This window comes from Streptomyces sp. NPDC020362, assembly GCF_040642095.1.
GTDB lineage: Bacteria > Actinomycetota > Actinomycetes > Streptomycetales > Streptomycetaceae > Streptomyces.
Genome location: NZ_JBFAET010000118.1, coordinates 1 through 4,852, shown reverse-complemented (window position 1 = coordinate 4,852; position 4,852 = coordinate 1). Strand labels below are relative to the sequence as shown.

Below are 4,852 nucleotides of genomic sequence, written 5' to 3'. Positions count from 1 at the left end.
GGGCGCCCCGAGTCAGTGGGCCGCACGCGAACCAGGTGCCCCGAACCGGTGGGCCGCACGCGAACCAGGTGCCCCGAACCGGTGGGCGCCCGGCGAGATCACCAGCCGCGCGCGTGCCACTCCGGCAGATGCGGTCGCTCCGCACCCAACGTGGTGTCGTTGCCGTGCCCGGGGTAGACCCATGTCTCGTCCGGCAGCGTGTCGAAGATCTTCGTCTCCACGTCGTGGATCAGACGGGCGAACGCCTTCGGGTCCTTGTGCGTGTTGCCGACCCCGCCCGGGAAGAGGCAGTCCCCGGTGAAGACGTGCGGGTGGCCGTGCGGGTCGTCGTAGACCAGCGCGATGGAGCCCGGCGTGTGCCCTACGAGGTGGCGTGCGGTGAGTTCCACCTGTCCCACCCGGATGACGTCACCGTCGTCGACCGGGACGTCCGTGGGCACCGGAATGCCCGGAGCGTCGTCCCGTCCGGCATACGTGCGGGCACCGGTGGCGGAGACGACCTCGGCGAGAGCCTGCCAGTGGTCGCCGTGCTGATGCGTGGTGACGACGGACGCGATGCCGTCGTCACCGATCATGCCGAGCAGCGCCCGCGCCTCGTTGGCGGCATCGATGAGGAGCTGCTCGTCGGTGGCCCGGCAGCGCAGCAGATAGGCGTTGTTGTCCATCGGGCCGACCGCGATCTTCGTGATCATCAGGTCTTTCAGCTCGTGCACGTCTGCCGGTCCGCCGACCTTGACCTCTCCGGTGTACGTCATGGTGATCAGCCTATCGCCGGGGAGTGCTCGAAGGACCGTCGTCGGCCTACAACGGGGGCAGCTGCGGGAGCGTGCCGCCCACCGCCTTCAGTGCGGCGCCGTCACGGCGTCCGGCGAGCCAGCCCAGCAGGTCCGCCGGAGCGCCGCTGACAGTGACCTCGGGTGCGGGCGCCTGGCGTCCCGTGCTCCACGCGCGCGTGCCGTCCGTGACGCGGGTCGCCGGGACATCGGGGTGCCCCGAGAAGCGCTGCGCCAGGAAGTCGATCTCCCGCTCCGTGAACTCGGCCGGAAGATCCTCCAGCTCGTATCCGATCCCGAGGTCGACATGGTGCAGCTCCACCTCGACCCGGCGCCGGAACGGCACCCGGGACGCGGAGTCGGTGACGCCGTTGCGCAGCTCCACCGTGCGTGTCCAGTCCGCCGGCGCGTCCCCCGTCTCCTGGAAACGGGCGGCGCTCTCGCGCACGTCGGCGATCTGGACGTCCAGGGGGCGCGGGGCGTCCCGCTCGATGTCGGCGTCGCGCACCCCGGCACTCGCGTACATGGGGCGGCCCTCGAGGACGTTCACGAGCGCGTCCGCGTTGCGGGCGAGATGGGCGAGGACGTGTCCGCGGGTCCAGCCCGGAAGCCGTGACGGCTCGGCGAGCGACGCGTTGTCCAGTGCGGCGGCAGCAGTGAGGAGCCGTTCGGTCGCGTCACGTACACAGGCCAGGTCATGAGCGTGATCAATCATGGCCCTGACCCTAGCCCCGCCACACCTTTGGGTGAAGGTGGTGAACCCGGCCCGCAAATCGAAAGCACGTGCTATATCGTCGGGGGCGGCGTCGGGCATGCTGGATGTCCGGGGGTTGTTATGCAACCGGGAAATCCGACCGGCGTTGTCAGTGGCTCCCCCTAGTCTCGAAGAAGCACGGGGGCCCCGCCCCTGTCACTTCTCTCAAGAAAGGTGCGGACCGGCGTGGCCGACCGTCTCATCGTCCGTGGCGCGCGCGAGCACAACCTGAAGAATGTCTCGCTCGACCTGCCTCGTGACTCGCTCATCGTCTTCACGGGCCTGTCCGGGTCGGGCAAGTCCTCCCTGGCCTTCGACACGATCTTCGCCGAGGGCCAGCGCCGCTACGTGGAGTCGCTGTCGTCGTACGCGCGGCAGTTCCTCGGGCAGATGGACAAGCCCGACGTCGACTTCATCGAGGGCCTGTCCCCGGCGGTCTCCATCGACCAGAAGTCGACCTCGCGCAACCCGCGCTCGACGGTCGGCACCATCACCGAGGTCTACGACTACCTGCGTCTGCTCTTCGCGCGCATCGGCAAGCCGCACTGTCCCGAGTGCGGCCGCCCCATCTCGCGCCAGTCGCCGCAGGCCATCGTCGACAGGGTCCTGGAGCTGCCGGAGGGGAGCCGCTTCCAGGTGCTCTCGCCGCTCGTGCGCGAGCGCAAGGGCGAGTTCGTCGACCTCTTCGCGGACCTCCAGACCAAGGGCTACTCCCGCGCGCGCGTGGACGGGCAGACCATCCAGCTCTCCGACCCGCCGGCCCTGAAGAAGCAGGAGAAGCACACCATCGAGGTGGTCGTGGACCGTCTCACGGTGAAGGACACCGCCAAGCGCCGCCTCACCGACTCCGTGGAGACCGCCCTCGGTCTGTCCGGCGGCATGGTCGTGCTCGACTTCGTGGACCTCCCCGAGGACGACCCCGAGCGCGAGCGCATGTACTCGGAGCACCTGTACTGCCCGTACGACGACCTGTCCTTCGAGGAGCTGGAGCCCCGTTCCTTCTCCTTCAACTCGCCCTTCGGCGCCTGCCCCGAGTGCACCGGCATCGGCACGCGCATGGAGGTCGACCCGGAGCTGATCGTCCCGGACCCGGACAAGTCCCTGGACGAGGGCGCCATCCACCCCTGGTCGCACGGCCACACCAAGGACTACTTCGGCCGGCTGATCGGCGCCCTCGCGGACGCCCTGGGATTCCGGACGGACATCCCCTTCGCGGGCCTGCCGCAGCGCGCCAAGAAGGCCCTGCTCCACGGCCACAAGACCCAGATCGAGGTGCGGTACCGCAACCGGTACGGCCGCGAGCGCGTGTACACCACGCCCTTCGAGGGTGCGGTGCCCTTCGTCAAGCGCCGGCACAGCGAGGCCGAGAGCGACGCCAGCCGCGAGCGCTTCGAGGGCTACATGCGCGAGGTTCCCTGCCCCTCCTGCGAGGGCACGCGCCTGAAGCCGATCGTCCTGGCCGTCACGATCATGGAGAAGTCGATCGCCGAGGTCTCCGCGATGTCGATCAGCGACTGCGCGGACTTCCTGGGGCAGCTGACGCTGAACGCCCGGGACAAGAAGATCGCCGAGCGCGTCCTCAAGGAGGTCAACGAGCGGCTGCGGTTCCTGGTCGACGTAGGCCTCGACTACCTCTCCCTCAACCGCGCGGCCGGCACCCTCTCCGGCGGTGAGGCCCAGCGCATCCGCCTGGCCACCCAGATCGGCTCCGGTCTCGTCGGTGTCCTGTACGTCCTGGACGAGCCGTCCATCGGTCTGCACCAGCGCGACAACCACCGGCTGATCGAGACCCTGGTCCGGCTGCGCGACATGGGCAACACGCTCATCGTCGTGGAGCACGACGAGGACACCATCAAGGTCGCCGACTGGGTCGTCGACATCGGCCCCGGCGCCGGTGAGCACGGCGGCAAGGTCGTGCACAGCGGCTCCCTCAAGGAGCTGCTCGCCAACGACGAGTCGCAGACCGGCCAGTACCTGTCCGGCAGGAAGTCCATCCCGCTGCCGGACATCCGCCGTCCTCAGGACCCGTCCCGCCGGCTCACGGTGCACGGCGCCCGTGAGAACAACCTCCAGGACATCGACGTGTCCTTCCCGCTGGGAGTGTTCACGGCGGTCACGGGCGTGTCCGGGTCCGGGAAGTCCACGCTGGTCAACGACATCCTCTACACGCACCTGGCCCGCGAGCTGAACGGGGCGCGCAGCGTGCCCGGACGGCACACGCGCGTGGACGGCGACGACCTCGTCGACAAGGTCGTCCACGTCGACCAGTCGCCCATCGGCCGCACCCCGCGGTCCAACCCGGCCACATACACCGGCGTCTTCGACCACATCCGCAAGCTGTTCGCCGAGACCACCGAGGCGAAGGTCCGCGGCTACCTGCCCGGCCGCTTCTCCTTCAACGTCAAGGGCGGCCGCTGCGAGAACTGCGCGGGCGACGGCACGATCAAGATCGAGATGAACTTCCTCCCGGACGTGTACGTCCCGTGCGAGGTCTGCCACGGCGCCCGGTACAACCGGGAGACCCTGGAGGTCCACTACAAGGGCAAGTCCATCGCCGAGGTACTGAACATGCCGATCGAGGAGGCGACCGACTTCTTCGAGGCGGTCCCGTCCATCTCCCGGCATCTGAAGACGCTGAAGGACGTCGGCCTCGGGTACGTCCGGCTCGGCCAGTCCGCGACCACCCTGTCCGGCGGTGAGGCACAGCGTGTGAAGCTCGCCAGCGAACTGCAGAAGCGCTCCACCGGCCGCACGGTCTACGTCCTGGACGAGCCGACCACGGGTCTGCACTTCGAGGACATCAGCAAGCTGCTCAAGGTGCTGTCCGGCCTGGTCGACAAGGGCAACACGGTCATCGTCATCGAGCACAACCTCGACGTGATCAAGACCGCCGACTGGATCGTCGACATGGGTCCGGAGGGAGGCGCCGGCGGTGGCCTCGTGGTCGCCGAGGGCACGCCCGAGGAGGTCGCCGGGGTCCCGGCCAGCCACACCGGCAAGTTCCTGCGCGAGGTCCTCGGCGCCGACCGCATCAGCGACGCGGAACCGGTGAAGGCGCCGCGCGGCACGGCGGCCAGGAAGACGGCGGCAGCCAGGTCGACGGCGAAGAAGACGGTGACGGCCAAGGCCAACAACACGGCGATCAAGAAGGCCGCCACGGCCACGAAGAAGGCGGCACCCGCGAAGAAGACGACGCGGGCCCGCAAGGCCTGAGGCCGCTACGGGAGTGATACGGGCCGTGACCTGACACATCATCAAAATAGCGGCGCCCGTCCTCCCCGCGCTGCCCGGGCTGATGCTGCCGCTCACCGCGCTTGCACTGGTT

At 69.0% G+C, this 4,852-nt stretch carries 3 protein-coding genes; 1 reads left to right on the top strand and 2 read right to left on the bottom strand.

What is annotated here, in order from left to right; genetic code table 11:
* Positions 1–98 precede the first annotated feature (98 nt).
* Complete coding sequence (locus AB0H32_RS31550) at positions 99–755, bottom strand: MBL fold metallo-hydrolase (protein ID WP_361127502.1); 657 nt, start codon at positions 753–755, stop codon at positions 99–101.
* A gap of 46 nt (positions 756–801) precedes the next feature.
* Positions 802–1,488, bottom strand: coding sequence for a maleylpyruvate isomerase family mycothiol-dependent enzyme (locus tag AB0H32_RS31545; RefSeq protein ID WP_361127499.1), 687 nt, complete (start codon positions 1,486–1,488; stop codon positions 802–804).
* A gap of 225 nt (positions 1,489–1,713) precedes the next feature.
* On the opposite strand from AB0H32_RS31545, the gene uvrA reads away from it, so the two are divergent.
* Positions 1,714–4,740, top strand: coding sequence for an excinuclease ABC subunit UvrA (gene uvrA / locus AB0H32_RS31540; RefSeq protein WP_361127496.1), 3,027 nt, complete (start codon positions 1,714–1,716; stop codon positions 4,738–4,740).
* Positions 4,741–4,852: the final 112 nt, after the last annotated feature.

Coding starts and splice junctions, on each gene's coding strand:
- AB0H32_RS31550 (WP_361127502.1), bottom strand. CDS start 755: ATGACGTACACCGGAGAGGTCAAGGTCGGCGGACCGGCAGACGTGCAC.
- AB0H32_RS31545 (WP_361127499.1), bottom strand. CDS start 1,488: ATGATTGATCACGCTCATGACCTGGCCTGTGTACGTGACGCGACCGAA.